Source organism: Micromonospora sp. R77 (assembly GCF_022747945.1).
GTDB lineage: Bacteria > Actinomycetota > Actinomycetes > Mycobacteriales > Micromonosporaceae > Micromonospora.
Genome location: NZ_JALDST010000008.1, coordinates 1 through 2,625, shown reverse-complemented (window position 1 = coordinate 2,625; position 2,625 = coordinate 1). Strand labels below are relative to the sequence as shown.

Sequence of the window (2,625 nt, the reverse complement as noted above, 5' to 3'; positions counted from 1 at the left end):
GCCCCGGGCCAGGGTCCAGGCCAGTTCGGTGCCCCAGTCGGCCAGCCGCTCGGCCTCCCGCCGGTACGGCAGCAGCGCCGCCGCCAGCCCGGACAGGTGCGCGTCGAGGGTGTCCAGATGGGTCATCAGGCCACCGCCGGGGCCGGTCGGGCGACGGTGCTCACCGAGGCGTAGACCGCGCTGAGCTGCTCGGCGCAGCGCTTCCACGAGTAGCGGCTGCGGATCCGGTCCAGCGCCGCCGTGGCGTACGCGAACCGGCGCACCTTGTCGGCGAGCAGCCGGCGGATCGCGGTGCCCAGTGCGCGGGGGTCGCGCGGCGGCACCAGGTCGCCGGTGAGCCCGTCGACCACGGTGTCGGCGATGCCACCGACGTTCGTGCCGATCACCGGCACGCCGCAGGCCATGCTCTCCAGCGGGGTGAGCCCGAACGGCTCGTACCAGGGGGCGGCGACCAGCACGTCGGCCGAGCGGTACCAGGCGGCCATCTCCTCGCGGGGCACCGCGCCGACCAGCTTCACCCGGTCGGCGACGCCGCAGGACTCGGCGATGGCGCGCAGCCGGCGGGCGAACGAGTCGGCGGGGAGCAGCTCCGCCGGCGGGCCGCCGACCACCACGCACTCGGCCTCGGGGACGGCCGGCAGCGCCCGGACGACCTCCAGGAAGCCCTTGCGTTCCACCATCCGGCCGACGGTGAGGATCCGCGGCCGGGCCGGGTCGCGCGGGGCGACCGGACCGTCGGGGCGGAACACCTCCTGGTTGACGCCGGAGGGGACCAGCGCCATCCGGGACCGGGGCACACCCAGCCGGACCAGCTCACCCACCTCGTCCTCGCACTGCACGATGACCCGGTCGACGGCCCGGCCGAGCGCCCGCTCGTAGCCGACCCGTCCTGGTGGGCTGGTGTCCCGGGAGCCCTGGTGGCGGCGCTTCACCGCGCCCAGCGCGTGGTACGTCAGCACGGTCGGCACCCCGGCCCGCCGCCCGGCGTGCACGGTGGCCAGGCCGCTCATCCAGAAGTGCGCGTGCGCCACGTCGGGGGTCCAGTCCCCGTGCCGCCACCGGTCGGCCAGCCAGCTGCCGAACTCGCCCATGTAGGGCAGCAGTTCGTCCTTGGGCACCCGCCGGGCGGGGCCGGCCGGCACGTGCCACACCTGGTAGCCGGCCGGCGTGGACACCGACTCGGCGAGCCCTGCCGCGTCGCGGCGGGTGTAGACGCGAACGTCGTGCCCCTCGCCGACCAGCGCGGAGGCGAGTTCCGCCACGTGGGTGTTCTGACCGCCGGCGTCCTCCTCGCCGAGGACGGCGAGCGGGCTGGCGTGCTCCGAAATCATCGCGATGCGCATGTCTCCTCCTCCATGAGTCGGTCCCAGTCAGCGAGGAACCGGTCGAGCCCGAAACGTTCCTTGGTCACCTCACGCGCCCGCGCCCCCAGCCGGTACGCCGCGTCGCGGTCCCCGGCGAGCCAGCGGGCCGCCTCCATCAGCGTGTCGACCCGGGTGGAGAGCACCCCCGCGTCGGGCGGTACGGCGTCCACCGCCTCGGTGGTGGCCAGCGCCACGACCGGCATCCCGATGGTCATCGCCTCGATCAGGCTCAGCCCGAGCGAGGTCCACCGGCACAGGTGCAGGTACGCCCGCCGCCGCGCCACCTCCGCGTGCATCCGGTCCTGCGGCAGGTCGTCGAAGCCGGTGACCGGGTGGGGGAGTGCCAGGCCGCGCGCGGTCAACGCGTCCGGCAGCCCGGCCACCCCCATGCCGAAGACGTCCAGCGGGGCGACGGCGGCGAACCGGGGCATCAGGTCGGTGCCGGTGACCCGCCAGCGGCGTACCGGCTCGTTGGTGACCACGGCGAGGTGGTCCACGTCGCCGGTCCACTCCACCCGGGGCGGGACGATGCCGTGCTCGACGACGGCGGTGCGGGTGCCGCCGTTGTCCCAGAACAGCTCGTTGAAGTGCGTGACGTGGGTGAGCAGCAGGTCGTCCCGGTCGGCCATCGGGTGGCGGGTGTTGGGCACGTCGCCCTTGGGGGTGTTGTGCTCGACGTAGATCGCCGGGAGGTCACGGCCGGGCCGGCGACCCAGCCACTGCTGGGCCAGCTCCAGCTCCTCGGGGCGTTGCAGGATCACCACGTCCACCTCGGCCCGGCCGAGCTGCTCCGGCGTCACCTCGACGGCGCTGTCGGGCCACGGATAGGTCCGCGCCCGGCCGAGGCCGTACGGGCCCCGGTCCGGGGTGACCGGGACCAGGTAGCGGTGTCGCCCGTGCACGAAGGACGTGGTCCAGGAGCCGTGCACGTGCCAGAGCAGAACGTTCATGCCTCTCCTCGCGACTGGGACGGGGTGGACAGGGTCGGGGGTGGTCAGGTGGGCGGGGGTGCGAGGAGTCGGACGGCGGCGACGACCTCGGCCGGGTCGATCCCGGTCAGGCAGGGGTGCCCGGTGACCGGGCAGATCGCCGCCCGGGTGTCCCGGCAGGCGGCGTCGGCGTCGCCGAGCCGGACGTTCGGCACCCGGTAGGGACCCCACTGTCCGTAGGGGACGGTCGGGGCGAAGAGGCTGACGACGGGCGTACCGACGGCGGCGGCGAGGTGCGCGGGGCCGGTGTTGCCGACCACCACGCAGCGGGC

General features: G+C 74.9%; 3 protein-coding genes. All 3 read right to left on the bottom strand.

What is annotated here, in order from left to right; translation table 11 throughout:
- Nucleotides 1-125: 125 nt before the first annotated feature.
- Nucleotides 126-1,343: a glycosyltransferase gene (locus MRQ36_RS32780; protein ID WP_242798409.1), complete on the bottom strand. Its 1,218-nt coding sequence runs from the start codon at nt 1,341-1,343 to the stop codon at nt 126-128.
- Entirely contained in the window at nt 1,328-2,314 is a 987-nt protein-coding gene (locus tag MRQ36_RS32775; protein ID WP_242798411.1) for a glycosyltransferase, read from the bottom strand. The genes MRQ36_RS32780 and MRQ36_RS32775 overlap by 16 nt, the downstream gene beginning before the upstream one ends.
- Nucleotides 2,315-2,358: 44 nt before the next feature.
- Nucleotides 2,359-2,625: glycosyltransferase family 9 protein (locus MRQ36_RS32770; RefSeq protein WP_278189097.1), on the bottom strand; the 267-nt coding region annotated here is incomplete at its 5' end.